The 14,388-nt window shown below is 64.0% G+C and carries 12 protein-coding genes; 4 read left to right on the top strand and 8 right to left on the bottom strand.

The features are described from left to right. Positions 1–106 precede the first annotated feature (106 nt). Together CXP40_RS07535 and CXP40_RS07530 are read right to left on the bottom strand one after the other, a co-directional pair. Positions 107–808: a PolC-type DNA polymerase III gene (locus CXP40_RS07535; protein WP_106733276.1), complete on the bottom strand. Its 702-nt coding sequence runs from the start codon at positions 806–808 to the stop codon at positions 107–109. Further along, positions 805–2,736 (bottom strand): putative nucleotidyltransferase substrate binding domain-containing protein, encoded by a 1,932-nt coding sequence (locus CXP40_RS07530; protein ID WP_106733275.1) that lies wholly within the window; start codon positions 2,734–2,736, stop codon positions 805–807. Before CXP40_RS07530 ends, CXP40_RS07535 begins: the two co-directional genes overlap by 4 nt. Before the next feature lie 165 nt (positions 2,737–2,901). Between CXP40_RS07530 and CXP40_RS07525 the strand changes: the two genes are divergently transcribed. After that, entirely contained in the window at positions 2,902–4,968 is a 2,067-nt protein-coding gene (locus CXP40_RS07525; RefSeq protein WP_106733274.1) for an LTA synthase family protein, read from the top strand. Positions 4,969–5,087: 119 nt separating this feature from the next. On the opposite strand, the gene CXP40_RS07520 is transcribed toward CXP40_RS07525, so the two are convergent. Next, positions 5,088–7,265 carry a malate synthase G gene (locus CXP40_RS07520; RefSeq protein WP_106733273.1) on the bottom strand — a complete coding sequence of 726 codons (2,178 nt, stop codon included), beginning with the start codon at positions 7,263–7,265 and terminating at the stop codon, positions 5,088–5,090. Between the two features lie 303 nt (positions 7,266–7,568). Between CXP40_RS07520 and CXP40_RS07515 the strand changes: the two genes are divergently transcribed. Then, entirely contained in the window at positions 7,569–8,018 is a 450-nt protein-coding gene (locus tag CXP40_RS07515; RefSeq protein WP_106733272.1) for an N-acetyltransferase, read from the top strand. 36 nt (positions 8,019–8,054) lie between these two features. Continuing rightward, positions 8,055–8,573: a glycine cleavage system protein R gene (locus CXP40_RS07510; RefSeq protein WP_106733271.1), complete on the top strand. Its 519-nt coding sequence runs from the start codon at positions 8,055–8,057 to the stop codon at positions 8,571–8,573. A 312-nt stretch (positions 8,574–8,885) separates the two neighbouring features. On the opposite strand, the gene rarD is transcribed toward CXP40_RS07510, so the two are convergent. The 5 genes from rarD to CXP40_RS07485 all read right to left on the bottom strand — a co-directional run bounded on the left by rarD (position 8,886) and on the right by CXP40_RS07485 (position 13,131). Next, positions 8,886–9,779 carry an EamA family transporter RarD gene (gene rarD, locus CXP40_RS07505; RefSeq protein WP_106733270.1) on the bottom strand — a complete coding sequence of 298 codons (894 nt, stop codon included), beginning with the start codon at positions 9,777–9,779 and terminating at the stop codon, positions 8,886–8,888. Between the two features lie 375 nt (positions 9,780–10,154). After that, a complete protein-coding gene (locus CXP40_RS07500; protein WP_106733269.1) occupies positions 10,155–11,129 on the bottom strand; it encodes a serine/threonine protein kinase in 975 nt (324 codons plus the stop codon). Positions 11,130–11,227: 98 nt separating this feature from the next. Beyond that, positions 11,228–11,992 carry a TOBE domain-containing protein gene (locus CXP40_RS07495; RefSeq protein WP_106733268.1) on the bottom strand — a complete coding sequence of 255 codons (765 nt, stop codon included), beginning with the start codon at positions 11,990–11,992 and terminating at the stop codon, positions 11,228–11,230. Positions 11,993–12,053: 61 nt separating this feature from the next. Next, positions 12,054–12,794 carry a ComF family protein gene (locus tag CXP40_RS07490; RefSeq protein WP_106733267.1) on the bottom strand — a complete coding sequence of 247 codons (741 nt, stop codon included), beginning with the start codon at positions 12,792–12,794 and terminating at the stop codon, positions 12,054–12,056. 43 nt (positions 12,795–12,837) lie between these two features. After that, positions 12,838–13,131 carry a hypothetical protein gene (locus tag CXP40_RS07485; protein WP_017675774.1) on the bottom strand — a complete coding sequence of 98 codons (294 nt, stop codon included), beginning with the start codon at positions 13,129–13,131 and terminating at the stop codon, positions 12,838–12,840. Positions 13,132–13,327: 196 nt separating this feature from the next. On the opposite strand from CXP40_RS07485, the gene bioB reads away from it, so the two are divergent. Beyond that, positions 13,328–14,386 (top strand): biotin synthase BioB, encoded by a 1,059-nt coding sequence (bioB, locus tag CXP40_RS07480; RefSeq protein WP_074855420.1) that lies wholly within the window; start codon positions 13,328–13,330, stop codon positions 14,384–14,386. Positions 14,387–14,388: the final 2 nt, after the last annotated feature.

Here is a 14,388-nt window from a genome sequence, read left to right as displayed (position 1 = left end):
ACCAACCTGTAGGAGCGGCTTCAGCCGCGATTCCTGGTGGCTCTGATACGCACGAGGCGTGCGGCAAGATGGAGAAGCCCGTTGCTAGATGATTGGCAGCGTACGGCTACATGGCCTGCTGACGCCGCCGCCGGCTGGCCAGCTGGCGCTCCAGCTCGCAGAGACTGTCGATGCCCTGGCGGCGCGCTTTGCTGAACAGCATCAGCGCCAGTTCGGCGGTGACCAGGGCGTCGGCGCTGGCGTTGTGGCGCTGGTGCACCTGCAGGCCGAATTCGGCGACCCAGTCGTCGAGCCCGCCCTGACGAATGCGCGCTTGCGGGCACAGCAGCGGGGCGATTTCGGCGACATCGAAGAAATGGTGCTGCAGGCGATAGCCCAGGCTCTGGCGCAGTGCGCGCGCCAGCATGCGTTGGTCGAATTCGGCATGGAAGGCCAGCAGCGGGCTGCTGCCGACGAACTCCATGAAATCCAGCAGCGCCTCGCTCGGCTCGACGCCACGGGCCACTTCACTTGGGGCGATGCCGTGAATCAGGGTGCTAGCGCTGGCTTGGTGATCGGCGCGGTGCAGGGTGCATTCGAACTGTTCGGCGAAGTCGATGGCGCCGTTGTCGATCACCACCGCGCCGATAGCCAGCACCTGGTCACGACGCATGTTCAGGCCGGTGGTTTCCAGATCGAGCACGACGAAGCGCTGCTGGTGCAGCGGACGGTCGTCGAACGCTGCCGGGGCGCTCAAGGCGTCGCGGCGTTGCAACTGCTGCTGGGTCAGGGCCGGACCGCGGCCGGTGAACCAGGTGAACTTGCTCATAACTGATACCTCATGGCCAGGCTGCTCTGCAGGCGCTGCGCCTGGCGGAACGACTCGCGCAGAATACGCCGGTCCAGGTGGTTGAGGTGGTCGGGGTCGACGCGGTTGGAGTAGGGTAGCTCGTCGCGTGCCTGCAACTGATGTTGCTGCATGCGCGTCTGCTGAATGAAGTGGTAGGCCTCTTCGTAGGCGGCGCCGTCCAGGGCCTCGATCACGCCCTTACTGATCAGCGCGCGCAGGCGCTCCAGGGTACCGACCGCACTGATGCCGTTGGCCAGCGCGAGCAAACGGGCGCCGTCGACGAAGGGCGTGAGGCCCTGCACCTTGAGGTCGAGGGTGTCCTTGTCGGCGCCCGAACGGGCCACCACGAAGTCGCGGAAACGTCCAACCGGCGGGCGGTGGCGCAGGGCATTCTCGGCCAGCATCTTCTGGAACAGGCTGTTGCTGGCGACGCGGCGGAGCAACTCTTCGCGCAGTTGTTCGCAGCCTTCGTCCGGGCCCCAGATAGTGCGCAGGTCGAAGTAGATCGACGAGCCCAGCAGATTCTCCGGCGTGGCTTCGAGAACGAAGCCAGCAAAGCGCCGTGACCATTCCTGGCGCGACAGGCATAGCTCGGGATTGCCGGCCATGATGTTGCCCTTGCACAGGGTGAAGCCGCACTGCGCCAGGCGCTGGTTGATCTCGCGGGCGATCGGCAGCAGGCGTTCGCGAATCGCCGCAGCCTCGCTGGCGTTTTCCGCCTCGAAGAGGATGCCGTTGTCTTGGTCGGTGTGCAGGGTCTGTTCGCGGCGGCCTTCGCTGCCGAAGCACAGCCAGGTGAAGGGGATGCCCGGATCGCCCATTTCCTCGAGGGTCAGCTCGATCACCCGGCATACGGTGTGGTCGTTGAGCAGGGTGACGATATGGGTGATCTGCGTCGAACTGGCGCCGTGGGCGAGCATGCGGTCGACCAGCAGGCGGATGTCGCTGCGCAGCCCGGCCAGGGTTTCGACTTTGCCGGCGTGGCGGATGGTGCGCGCCAGGTGCACCAGGTCGACACGCTGCAGGCTGAACAGGTCGCGCTCGGAAATCACCCCGCAGAGTTTTTCGTGGTCCACCAGGCAGACGTGAGCGATATGCCGCTCGGTCATGGCGATGGCGGCGTCAAAGGCGCTGGCGTCCGGCGCCAGGTGGAAGGGCCTGGGGGTCATCAGGTTGCTGATCGGCTGGGCCAGGTCGACGCCGTCGGCCACCACCCGACGCAGGTCGCGCAGGGTGAAGATGCCCAGCGGCCGCTCGGCCGGATCGACGATGACGATGCTGCCGACATGCTGTTCGTGCATCAGCCGCACCGCCTCGCGCAGCGGCGTGGCAGGCGCGCAGCCGATGGGTTGGCGCATGGCCAGTTCGCCCAGACGGGCGTCCAGCGAGTATTGCGCGCCGAGGGTTTCCACCGCGCGCAGCTGTACCTGCTGGTTGACCTGATCGAGCAGGCTGCTGACCCCGCGCAGGGCGAAGTCGCGCAGCGGGTTGGAAACGGCGAACAGCTTGATGAAGGCGTGTTTGGCCAACAGCAGGCAGAAGGTGTCCTCGGCGGCCAGGTGCTCGGTACGCGTGGCGCGTTCGCCGATCAGCGCCGCCAGGGGGAAGCACTCGCCGGCGGTGATCTCGAAGGTGGTTTCCGTACCACGCCGGGCGCTATGTGGGCGCTCACCGTGCACGCGGCCCTGTTTGACGATGTAGAAGTGCTCGACCGGGCCATCGCTGGGTTTGATGATCGAGTCACCTTCGGCATAGAAGCGCAGCTGGCAGTGCTCGACCAGATACGCCAGGTGAGCGGTGTCCATCTGGTTAAAAGGCGGGAACTTGTGCAGGAACTCCATGGTGCCGTGGATGTTCTGAAGCACCGCAGTCTTGCCCGCATCGGCCATTGCGTCGGCCTTGCTCATGGGCTTGCGCCTCGCAGTTTCGGGATGTTGTCAGTGTGGCTCTGGCCCGCCGGGTTGCCCATTGCACCTAAGTAGGGTGCAGGCAGCGCCGTTTTGACGAAATTTTGACTGGTGCCCAGGCAGACTGCTCCCGCCCACGTATTCCGTAAAGAGCAAGGCATATCCATGCAGTCATCCGTACCAGCTGCCCACAAGGCGGCGCAGGTCAGTGTTGGTAGTCACCTGGCGTTCATCCTCGGCAGCGCGCTGTGTATGCTGCTGCTCTTCGCCCTGGCTCGCCTGGGGCTTCTGGCCTACAACCACGCGCTGATCGCCGATACGCCGGCCAGCACCTTCGTCGAAGCCTTTATCAATGGCGCGCGCTTCGATCTGCGCCTGATCGTCTACCTGTGCGTGCCGTTGAGCCTCTCGCTGCTCAGCGTCACGGCGATGCGTGCCCGGCGGCTGCATGTGGCCTGGCTGACGTTCGCCACCAGCCTGTGCCTGTTCTTCGCCGTGGTCGAGCTGAACTTCTACCGCGAATTTCACCAGCGCCTGAACAGCCTGGTGTTCCAGTACATGCAGGAAGACCTGGGCACCGTTACCAGCATGATCTGGAACGGTTTCCCGGTGCTGCGCCTGCTGCTGGCCTGGGCCCTGGCGACGCTGCTGCTGGCCTGGCTGTTCCGCCGTATCGAGCGCGCAACGCGTGCGCGCGGGCATGCTGCGCCGCCGCGCTGGCCGGCTCGCACCGCCGTGTTCGTACTGTTTCTGCTGGTCTGCGTGGTCGCTGCCCGTGGCACACTGCGCTCCGGCCCGCCGCTGCGCTGGGGCGACGCCTATACCACCGATTCGATGTTCGCCAATCACCTGGGCCTCAATGGCACCCTGACCCTGGTCGACGCCGCCGAGAACTTCTTCTCCGATCACCGCGACAACAGCTGGAAGGCCACCCTGCCGGCTGACGAAGCGCAGCAGATCACCCGCGACCTGCTGCTGACCCCGCGCGATGAGCTGATCGACCCTGACCAGGCCGCCGTGCGCCGCGTTTACACGCCGCCGGCCGAAGGCCAACTGCCGCAGGTGCGCAACGTGGTGGTGATTCTCATGGAGAGCATGGCCGGCCGATACATCGGCGCCATGGGCAACCAGGACGGCATCACCCCCAACTTCGATGCCCTGGCCAAGGAAGGTCTGCTGTTCCAGCGCGTATTCTCCAACGGCACCCATACCCATCAGGGCATGTTCGCCACCATGGCCTGCTTCCCCAACTTGCCGGCGTTCGAATACCTGATGCGCATGCCTGAAGGCGGCCATCAGTTCTCAGGCCTGCCGCAGTTGCTCAGTGCTCGTGGCTATGACGACGTTTATGTCTACAACGGCAGCTTCGCCTGGGATAACCAGTCCGGCTTCTTCGCCAACCAGGGCATGCGCAACTTCGTCGGTCGCGACGATTTCGTCGACCCGGTGTTCATCGATCCGACCTGGGGCGTGTCCGACCAGGACATGTTCAGCCGCGGTGCCGACGAACTGACCAAGCTCGGCAGCCAGGGCAAGCCGTTCTATGCACTGCTGCAGACGCTGTCCAACCACACGCCTTACGCGCTGCCGGAAGACCTGCCGGTCGAGCGCGTCACCGGCCACGGTTCACTGGACGAACACCTGACTGCCATGCGCTACGCCGACTGGGCGCTCGGCCAGTTCTTCGCCAAGGCGCGCCAGGAGCCCTATTTCAAGGACACCCTATTCGTGATCCTGGGTGACCATGGTTTCGGCAACGACGAGCAGATTACCGAGATGGATCTGTCGCGCTTCAGCATTCCGCTGCTGCTGATCGGCCCTGGCGTGCAGGACACCTTCGGCAGCAGCCGCGACACCGTTGGCAGCCAGATCGACGTGGTGCCGACCATCATGGGCCGCCTCGGTCAGCCAGTGCAGCAGCAATGCTGGGGCCGCGATCTGCTGGCGCTGCCTGAGGGTGATGCCGGTGTGGCGGTGATCAAACCGTCCGGGAGCGACCAGACCGTGGGTTTGGTGACCGGTGACAACATCCTGGTCAAACCGCGTGATCGTGATGCGCGCCTGTATCGCTACCAGCTTGGCCATCATGCGCGCGGCGAAGTGATCGACGATGCGCAGCGGCGCAGTGATCTGGAGCGCAAACTGTCGGCCTTCGTGCAGACTGCCACCGCCAGCCTGCTGAGCAATACCACCGGCGTGACGGCGGACAAGGCGGCGCAGGCCACGCGCTAGTTGTATGTCGCGGCTGAAGCCCCTCCCACAACATTAGCGCCCGTGGGAGGGCTTCAGTCGCGACTGCTCAATAAAAAACCGCCCCGGAGGGCGGTTTATTCATTCGCGCAATGAGCGAATCACAGACCGTTCTTGGCCTTGAACTCGCGGCGACGGCGATGCAGCACCGGCTCGGTGTAGCCGTTGGGCTGCTTGGTGCCTTCGACCACCAGTTCCAGCGCGGCCTGGAAGGCGACGTTATTGCCGAAGTCCGGGGCCATCGGGCGATACCGCGGGTCGTTGGCGTTCTGACGATCCACCACCGGCGCCATGCGCTTGAGGCTTTCGACTACCTGCGCTTCGCTGACGATGCCGTGACGCAGCCAGTTGGCCAGCAGCTGGCTGGAGATGCGCAGGGTGGCGCGGTCTTCCATCAGGCCGACGTCGTTGATGTCCGGCACCTTGGAGCAGCCGACGCCCTGGTCGATCCAGCGCACCACGTAGCCGAGGATGCCTTGCGAGTTGTTATCCAGCTCGTTGCGGATTTCTTCTTCTGACCAGTTGGTGTCCTTGGCCAGCGGAATGGTCAGGATGTCGTCGACCGAAGCCGGTGCGCGCTTGGCCAGTTCGGCCTGACGGGCGAACACGTCGACCTTGTGGTAGTGCAGCGCGTGCAGGGCTGCGGCGGTCGGCGACGGAACCCAGGCGGTGTTGGCACCGGACAGCGGGTGCGCGACTTTCTGCTCGAGCATGGCGGCCATCAGGTCCGGCATGGCCCACATGCCCTTGCCGATCTGTGCGCGGCCTTGCAGGCCGGTGGCCAGGCCGACGTCGACGTTGTTGTTCTCGTAGGCGCCGATCCAGGCTTCGCTCTTCATGGCGGCCTTGCGCACCACGGCGCCGGCTTCCATGGAGGTGTGGATCTCGTCACCGGTACGGTCGAGGAAGCCGGTGTTGATGAACACCACGCGCTCGCTGGCAGCCTTGATGCACGCCTTGAGGTTGACGGTGGTGCGACGCTCTTCGTCCATGATGCCGACTTTCAGGGTGTTGCGGGCCAGGCCCAGCACATCCTCGACGCGGGCGAAGATTTCGCTGGTGAAGGCGACTTCTTCCGGGCCGTGCATCTTCGGTTTGACGATGTACACGCTGCCGGTACGGGTGTTCTTGCGGCTGGTGTTGCCGATCAGGTTGTGCACCGCGATCAGGCTGGTGAACAGCGCGTCCTGGATGCCTTCCGGGATCTCGTTGCCTGCGGCGTCGAGGATGGCCGGGTTGGTCATCAGGTGGCCGACGTTACGCACGAACAGCAGCGAACGGCCATGCAGGGTCAGCTCGGAGCCGTCCGGCTTGGTGTAGACGCGATCCGGGTTCATGGTGCGGGTGAAGGTCTTGCCGCCTTTGGACACTTCTTCGGCCAGGTCGCCTTTCATCAGGCCCAGCCAGTTTTTGTAGACCACCACCTTGTCATCGGCGTCGACGGCGGCGACGGAGTCTTCGCAGTCCATGATGGTGGTCAGCGCCGCTTCCATCAGCACGTCTTTGACGCCGGCGGCATCGGTGCTGCCGATCGGGCTGGAGGCGTCGATCTGGATTTCGAAGTGCAGGCCGTTGTGCTTGAGCAGTACGGCGATCGGCGCGCTGGCCTCGCCCTGGAAACCGACCAGTTGCGCGTCGTCACGCAGGCCGCTGTTGCTGCCACCCTTGAGGGCGACGACCAGCTTGCCGTCGACGATGGCATAACCGGTGGAGTCGACGTGCGAGCCGGCAGCCAGCGGCGCGGCCTCGTCGAGGAAGGCGCGGGCGAAGGCGATGACCTTGTCGCCACGGACCTTGTTGTAGCCCTTGCCCTTCTCGGCGCCACCTTCTTCGCTGATCACGTCGGTGCCGTACAGCGCATCGTACAGCGAGCCCCAGCGGGCGTTGGAGGCGTTCAGGGCGAAGCGCGCGTTCATTACCGGTACTACCAGCTGTGGGCCGGCCAGACGGGCGATTTCTTCGTCGACGTTGGTGGTGGTGGCGTGGAAGTCTTCCGGCTCCGGCAGCAGATAGCCGATTTCCTGGAGGAAGGCCTTGTAGGCAGCCGCGTCATGGGCCTGCCCCTTGCGCGCCTGGTGCCAGGCGTCGATCTGCGCCTGCAGTTCGTCGCGCTTGGCCAGCAGGGCGTGGTTCTTCGGCGCCAGGTCCTTGATGACCGCAGCGGCACCGGCCCAGAACTGGTCGGCAGCGATGCCGGTACCGGGAATGGCTTCGTTGTTCACGAAGTCGTACAGGGCTTTGGCGACCTGCAGGCCGCCGACTTGAACGCGTTCAGTCATCACTTGCCTCACTCTCTCTGAGCTCTACTCAATAGCCGCTTTGGAGACGGGTTTTCCGTCTTGTAGTCCAAAGCGCGGCATACTACATCAAGATCCTGGGTAAATGCAGCGGGGTAGCGTCAGTCTGCGACCAAAAGACTATTTATGGTCACATTTAGTGCGCTTTGCGTGCAAAAAGGTGCGATATTGTTCCACAAAATAATCAAAATCGTACACGATTAATTGAGTAGGCTGCTGACAAGTGCGCCGATATGGCCTACGCCACCTCGCCTATACTGCTTTTCAGTCATTCCGGAGCCTGCCATGACGGTATCCGCTGTTGTTGCTGCCGACCTTGTTGATCTCACCCGTCTGTTCGTCGGCTACCTGCGCTTTTACCAAGTGCCGCGGGACGCGGCGGAAGTTGCCAGCTTTCTTGGTCAGCGCCTGCAGCGCGGTGATTCGCAACTGTTCATCGCCCGCGACGAGCAGGGCGCGGCGCAGGGCTTCGTGCAGCTTTATCCCTTTCAGTCCTCGTTGGCGCTGGAACCGGCCTGGTTGCTCAGTGATCTGTATGTCGACGAACGCGCCCGCCGCTCAGGCGTGGGCGAGGCATTGATGAATGCCGCCCGCGCACATGCCGAGGCGACCGGCGCCTGTGGTCTGCAACTGGAAACGGCGAAAACCAACCTGGCCGGCCAGAGCCTTTACGAGCGACTTGGCTACGTGCGTGACGAACAGTTCTTCATCTACTGGTTGTCGCTGCGCGGCTGACCTTTTCGAACCCTGTGTGAACGAGTGAGGTAGTACATGGATCATCTGGTACTGACGGTGATTGCCGAGGACCAACCCGGCTTGGTCGAGCGCTTGGCGGGTTGTGTCGCGACCCATGGCGGCAACTGGCTGGAGAGCCGCATGGCGCGCATGGCCGGGCAGTTCGCCGGGATCGTGCGGGTGGATGTACCGGCCGAGGCCCACGGCGGCCTGATCAAGGCGCTCGAAGCCCTCAGCGCGCAAGGCATTCGCGTGCAACTGGCGGCCAGCGGCAGCGAGCCGGGCGGGCGCTTCACCGCGATTCGCCTGGAGCTGGTGGGTAACGACCGGCCCGGTATCGTCCGCGATATCACCCGTGTGCTGGCCGAGCAGGGCGTCAATTTGGAGAGCCTGCTGACCGAGGTGGCGCCAGCGCCGATGAGCGGCGAGTTGCTGTTCACCGCCGAAGCGCTGCTGGCCGTGCCGGAGACCCTGGCCCTGGAGCAATTGCAGGCACGCCTGGAAACCCTGGCCGATGACCTGATGGTGGAGCTGAAACTGCGCGCTGAGGATTGATATCCACGGTATGCGTGGATCAGCCTGTGGATAAACTGGGGAGCCCCGGCGCACAGCTTAGTGCCCCGGGGTTTTTCATGGGCTGACTAAAAATTCAGCAGGATCAATAGCTTGTGCACAAAGGCCGGGGATGGAGCTGTGGATAAACCGGGGATGAAAGGCGCCGCGCCAGGGCTGGCGAGGCTTGGCGCTGGGTGGATGTTTTCTGTTCAGCGAGTGCTAGCAGGAAAGCCGGTGCACACGGCTTAGGTGGACCCGCGACACCTTGCGGCTTCCGCGACCTGCGCAGGGTGCGCTGTGCGCACCAGCCTTTTACTGCGTCGAGCGCTTGCGTAGGTTCAGCCAGATATCCAGGCTGTACACAAAAAGCCCTGCCCAGATGCAGGCGAATGCCAGCAGGGTGCTCGGCGAGAAGTGCTCATCGAACAGCAAGATGGCTTGCAGCAGTACCAGGGTTGGAGCCAGGTATTGCAGGAAGCCCAGCGTGGTGTAAGGCAGATGTCGCGCCGCGGCGTTGAAGCACACCAGCGGCACCAGAGTGATCGGCCCGGCGGCGGCCAGCCACAGTGCTTCGCTGCTGGTCCAGAAGCTGGCCTGGCTGCTCATCGCTGTAGGGTGCAGAACCAGCCAAGCCAACGCCACCGGCACCAGCAGCCAGGTTTCCACCACCAATCCGGGCAGTGCCGCCACAGGTGCCTGTTTGCGGATCAATCCATAGAAGCCGAAGGTCAGCGCCAGCACCAGCGATACCCAGGGCAGGCTGCCGACCTGCCACAGTTGTTGCAGCACGCCCAGCGCGGCCAGGGCCACGGCCAGCCACTGCAGGCGACGCAAGCGCTCACCGAGAATCAGCAGGCCGAGCAATACGTTGATCAAGGGGTTGATGTAGTAGCCCAGGCTGGCCTCGATCATGCGGTCATTGTTCACCGCCCATACGTACACCAGCCAGTTGGTCGCGATCAGCAGGCCGCAGCCGGCCAGCACCGCCAGGCGTTTGGGGTTGTCGCGCAGCTCGCGCCACCAGCCAGGGTGCTTCCAGACGAGCAGCAGCAGGCCGCCGAACAGCGCGGACCAGAGCACCCGGTGCACGATGATTTCCATCGCCGGCACGCTTTGCAGGGCTTTGAAGTAGAGCGGGAACAGGCCCCAGATGATGTAGGCGGTAAGGCCCAGAACGTACCCGCGTTGCGGGTTGGCGGTGGCCATCGAGAATCCTTGGTTAGGCAGCTAACGGTTGCCGCGAAATTCTAGCGCTCTGGCCTCTGCCTTGTCTGTCCGTTCAGCTTTTTATGTATAGCGAAACGCCGGCAAAGTCGTAAGGCAAACTTTACGCGGTGCGCGCAACTGTATCGGTTGGCGGTTCAGCACGGTCTTTCGGGTAGCCCGGGTGTAATCCAGGGCTATGGGGGCGAATAGGAAGCATCGCGGCTGAAGCGGAATGCCGCCCAGCCTTTCCTGCCGGTGTTCACCTGCGCCGTAGGAGCGGCTTCAGCCGCGAAGACTTCAGATTTCGGCCATCTGCAATGATCGCGCACCATCACGTGGTTCGGGTTCACTCCAGAATGACCTCTGGGCCACGTTTCAGAACAGTCGCAGCGGCTCTTCATCCAGTGCGGCCATCTGTTCGCGCAGGGCGAGAATCTGGTCGCCCCAGTAGCGCTCGCCGGCAAACCAGGGGAAGGCCAGGGGGAAGGCCGGGTCGTCCCAGCGGCGGGCGATCCAGGCGCTGTGATGCATCAGACGCAGGGCGCGCAGGCCTTCGATCAGAGGCAGCTCGCGAGAGGCAAAATCATGGAACTCCTGATAGCCGTCGACCAGTTCGGCCAACTGGCCAAGGCGTTCATGACGCCCGCCGGCCAGCATCATCCACAGGTCCTGCACGGCCGGGCCCATGCGGCAGTCATCAAGGTCGACGACATGGAAGGCGTCGTCGCGGTGCAGCAGGTTGCCAGGGTGGCAGTCGCCGTGCAGGCGAATCGGCGTGTAGCGCACACGGGCGAAGAGTTCATCGAGGCGGGTGAGCAGGTCGCGCGCTACCGACTCGTAGGCCGGCAGCAGGCTGCGCGGCACGAAGCCGCCATCGAGCAGAGAGGCCAGGGCTGCATGGCCGAAGTTGTCCACCGCCAGGGTTTCGCGGTGAGCAAAAGGACGGCTGGCGCCAATGGCATGCATGCGTCCGAGCAGCTGGCCAAGGCGGTACAGCTGGTCGAGGTTGCCCGGCTCTGGCGCGCGGCCGCCCCGACGCGGGAACAGGGCGAAGCGGAAGCCGCCGTGCTCGAACAGTGTCTCGCCATCGCGCGCCAGTGGCGCTACCACCGGGACCTCGTGTTCGGCCAGCTCGGCGCTGAAACTGTGCTCCTCGCGGATCGCCGCATCGCTCCAGCGGTCCGGACGATAGAACTTGGCGATCAGCGGCGTTTCGCCCTCGATACCGACTTGATAGACGCGATTCTCGTAGCTGTTGAGTGCCAATACGCGGGCGTCGCTGAGGTAGCCAAGGCTCTCCACGGCATCAAGCACCAGATCTGGGGTGAGGGTGGAAAAGGGATGGCTCATGAACGGCTCCGCGTGAGTGGGCGATCAGTCTACCGGCTTGCGCTGAACCTAGGGCGGGTGTAACCCGCCGTTGGCGTTATTAGCGAGTTGCAGCCGCCCTAAAGTTGCGTACCGAGCAGCACCTGGCTGGCGGCGAACTGTGCGCGCACCGGGTCGCCAACGCGCAGGCCCAGCTCGGCCAGGCGAGTGGATTCGAGCAGGGCGCACAAGGTCTGACCATTAGGCAGGCTGATGCGCACGTCGCTGGGGCCGTCGCTGGCCGGCAGAATCTGTTCGATACGGCCTTCGAGTGCATTGTGCTGTTCTGCTGGCGGTGCATCGAGTGGCTGCAGTTCCAGCCAGCCAGCCTTGATCAGGGCGACCACGCCGCTGCCTTCGCTCAGTTGCAGGTTCTCGGTGCTGTCATGAGTGATCTGCGCTTGCAGACTGCTGCCGCCGGGCAGTTCGATATCGATCAGGTCGTTGTGGCCGTGGGCGTGAATCGCGCGCACGCGGCCGGTGAGTTGGTTGCGCGCACTGGTGCGCAGCATCAGGCGGCCGAGCAGCTCCAGGTCGGCGTCGTCACCGGCGGCCTGCAGCAGTTGCACCTGCAGCGCCTGCAGGCGTTGTTGCAGTGCCAGTAGACGCTCGCCAGCGGGTGTCAGGCGTGCACCGCCGCCGCCTTTGCCGCCGACGTTGCGGCTGACCAGGGGCTGCTCCGACAAGTTGTTCAACTCGTCGATGGCGTCCCAGGCGGCCTTGTAGCTCAGCCCGGCGGCCTTGGCGGCACGAGTGATGGAGCCTTGTTCGGCGATCTGCTCGAGCAGGGCCAGGCGTTTCGGGCGGCGGCTGAGCAGTTGGGCGAGGGGATCGAGCTGCGACATGATTGAGGCGTGGCCAGGAAGGATGTCGGGCAAGGTGCGTGACTGCGCCTGGCGCGTCAAGTCAGGCGTCGCCCGGCCGTGGCGTGCGGGCCAGGCAATACACATCGACGCGCAGGGCGCCGGCGCGACGCAGCAGATGGGCGAGCACGCCCGCCGTGGCGCCGGTGGTGAGCACGTCGTCGACCAGCGCCAGGTGAGCGCCAGCCACCTTGGCCTGCAGTTCCAGGCTGAAGGCCTGACGCAGATTGCGCTTGCGCGTCGCGGCATCCAGCCCTTGCTGTGCTGGGGTATCGACGCGGCGCTGGAGCCATTCATGTTGTACCGGCAGGTCGAGGCTGGTGCTCAGCCATTCGGCGAGCATCTGCGCCTGATTGAAGCCGCGTCGCCGTTGGCGCTTGCGGGCCAATGGAACGGGCAACAGCGCCTGGGGGCGGGGCAATCCCTCATCGAAGGCGTGGTGCAGGTGTTCGGCCAACAGCTCGGCAAGCAGACGGCCGTACGGCCATTGCGCCTGATGCTTGAAGCGGGTGATCAGATTGTCGACGGGGAAGGCATAGCGCCAGGGCGCCTCCACGCGGCTGAAGCTCGGCGGCTTGTTCTGGCAGGCGCCGCAGATCATGCCGTGGGCCGGCAATGGCACCGCACAGATCTGGCAATGTGCACCGAGCCACGGCAACTCTGCTTCGCAAGCCGTGCAGACCGCGTGCGTGGGGTGATCGGTGGTTTCGTCGCAAAGCTGGCAATGGCGGTGCGGTCGCAGCCAGGGGAGGCGTTGCAGAAGGGTTGGGTCGAATAATGGCATCGCGGCTCATCCATGAGCGGTGGTGCCAGAAGTGTAGTTCGCGTCAGCGGATGAGCCAGCCCATGACGATCAGGCCGAGAAACAGCCAGATCACCCCGCCGATGATCGAGCCGCGCAGCAGTGAACGAGCGCCGCTGAACAGGAACAGCAGGCCGATGATCAGCAGGATGATGCTGAAGATCGACACGTCCATGCCAATGGCCCTGGCCATACCCTGGAGAAAGTCGTCGATGGCATCGGCCATGGCGCCTAGCACGCCGGACAACATGTCGACGATGAAACGGATGGCGCGACCCAGCGCTTCGCCGAGCCCTTCAAAAAAACCTTCAACCTGCATGCAGAACATCCTGTGGGAGGGGTAAGCATTTGGCCTTGTGCCATGACATAAGTTCTATTGATTGTTAATTGATCATATGTAAACCTGTGTCTTTGTCGTGGTTGACAGCATCCAATCGCCACTTATGATGGCCAAAGCCTGAATGCCCCGTGTGGGCCTGACAACAGATGCCACCAAGCGTCGAAGGACTTCTCAGATGAGCGCAACCGCCGAAATCACCACCCGCCACGACTGGAGCCTCGCCGAGGTTCGCGCGCTGTTCGAGCAGCCTTTCAACGACCTGCTGTTCCAGGCGCAGAGCATCCATCGCCAACACTTCGACCCGAACCGCGTGCAGGTCTCGACCCTGCTGTCGATCAAGACCGGCGCCTGCCCGGAAGACTGCAAGTACTGCCCGCAGTCCGGCCACTACAACACCGGCCTGGACAAGGAAAAGCTGATGGAAGTGCAGAAGGTGCTGGAGGCGGCCGCCGAGGCCAAGGCCATCGGCTCCACGCGTTTCTGCATGGGCGCCGCGTGGAAGCATCCGTCCGCCAAGGACATGCCTTACGTGCTGGAAATGGTGAAGGGCGTGAAGAAGCTCGGCCTGGAAACCTGCATGACCCTTGGTCGCCTCGATCAGGAGCAGACCCAGGCGCTGGCTGACGCAGGCCTGGACTACTACAACCACAACCTCGATACCTCGCCGGAGTTCTACGGCAGCATCATCACTACCCGCACCTACGGCGAGCGCCTGCAGACCCTGGCATACGTGCGCGAGGCGGGGATGAAGATCTGCTCGGGCGGCATCCTCGGCATGGGCGAGTCGGTGGATGACCGCGCCGGGCTGCTGATCCAGCTGGCCAACCTGCCGGAGCACCCGGAAAGCGTGCCGATCAACATGCTGGTCAAGGTCAAGGGCACGCCGCTGGCCGAGGAGAAGGACGTCGACCCGTTCGACTTCATCCGCACTTTGGCCGTGGCACGGATCATGATGCCGAAATCCCACGTGCGCCTGTCTGCCGGCCGCGAGGCGATGAACGAGCAGATGCAGGCCCTGGCCTTCATGGCGGGCGCCAACTCGATTTTCTACGGCGAGAAGCTGCTGACCACCGCCAACCCGCAGGCGGATAAGGACATGGCCCTGTTCAAGCGCCTCGGCATAAAGCCTGAGGAGCGCGAAGAGCACGCCGACGAGGTGCACCAGGCGGCCATCGAACAGGCGCTGGTCGAGCAGCGCGATTCCAAGCTGTTCTACAACGCCGCTTCGGCCTGATT

The sequence above is a fragment of the Pseudomonas sp. YY-1 genome, assembly GCF_002843095.1.
GTDB classification, from domain to species: domain Bacteria; phylum Pseudomonadota; class Gammaproteobacteria; order Pseudomonadales; family Pseudomonadaceae; genus Aquipseudomonas; species Aquipseudomonas sediminis_A.
Note: the sequence above shows the minus strand (reverse complement) of the source record. Positions and strands in the feature narration are given on the sequence as shown.

Coding starts and splice junctions, on each gene's coding strand:
- CXP40_RS07535 (WP_106733276.1), bottom strand. CDS start 808: ATGAGCAAGTTCACCTGGTTCACCGGCCGCGGTCCGGCCCTGACCCAG.
- CXP40_RS07530 (WP_106733275.1), bottom strand. CDS start 2,736: ATGAGCAAGGCCGACGCAATGGCCGATGCGGGCAAGACTGCGGTGCTT.
- CXP40_RS07525 (WP_106733274.1), top strand. CDS start 2,902: ATGCAGTCATCCGTACCAGCTGCCCACAAGGCGGCGCAGGTCAGTGTT.
- CXP40_RS07520 (WP_106733273.1), bottom strand. CDS start 7,265: ATGACTGAACGCGTTCAAGTCGGCGGCCTGCAGGTCGCCAAAGCCCTG.
- CXP40_RS07515 (WP_106733272.1), top strand. CDS start 7,569: ATGACGGTATCCGCTGTTGTTGCTGCCGACCTTGTTGATCTCACCCGT.
- CXP40_RS07510 (WP_106733271.1), top strand. CDS start 8,055: ATGGATCATCTGGTACTGACGGTGATTGCCGAGGACCAACCCGGCTTG.
- rarD (WP_106733270.1), bottom strand. CDS start 9,779: ATGGCCACCGCCAACCCGCAACGCGGGTACGTTCTGGGCCTTACCGCC.
- CXP40_RS07500 (WP_106733269.1), bottom strand. CDS start 11,129: ATGAGCCATCCCTTTTCCACCCTCACCCCAGATCTGGTGCTTGATGCC.
- CXP40_RS07495 (WP_106733268.1), bottom strand. CDS start 11,992: ATGTCGCAGCTCGATCCCCTCGCCCAACTGCTCAGCCGCCGCCCGAAA.
- CXP40_RS07490 (WP_106733267.1), bottom strand. CDS start 12,794: ATGCCATTATTCGACCCAACCCTTCTGCAACGCCTCCCCTGGCTGCGA.
- CXP40_RS07485 (WP_017675774.1), bottom strand. CDS start 13,131: ATGCAGGTTGAAGGTTTTTTTGAAGGGCTCGGCGAAGCGCTGGGTCGC.
- bioB (WP_074855420.1), top strand. CDS start 13,328: ATGAGCGCAACCGCCGAAATCACCACCCGCCACGACTGGAGCCTCGCC.